Raw genomic sequence first — 255 nt, 5'->3', positions numbered from 1 at the left:
CCGCCAGCCGCTCCGCCTGAGCAGCCAACGCCCCCGCCGACTTACCCGACACCACCCACGGCACCGCAACCTCCGGCACCACACCAGACCCGACAACCCGCTCAGCACCAGACCCGACAACCCGCTCAGCACCAGACCCGACAACCGGCTCGGCACCAGACAACCCCGCCGGCTCCTCCACCGGCGCCTGCTCCACAATCACATGCGCATTCGTCCCACTGATCCCGAACGACGACACACCCGCCCGACGCGGAC

Annotated in this window: 1 protein-coding gene; it reads right to left on the bottom strand. The window is 69.8% G+C overall.

Annotated features, from left to right (window positions below; genetic code table 11):
* Nucleotides 1-255: hypothetical protein (locus RM704_RS45070; protein WP_311593676.1), on the bottom strand; the 255-nt coding region annotated here is incomplete at both ends.

Origin of the sequence: Streptomyces gottesmaniae, assembly GCF_031845845.1 — a bacterium.
Taxonomy (GTDB): Bacteria; Actinomycetota; Actinomycetes; order Streptomycetales; family Streptomycetaceae; genus Streptomyces; species Streptomyces akebiae.
The sequence above is the reverse complement of the archived record's forward strand: the minus strand, read 5'-3'. Positions and strand labels throughout refer to the sequence as shown.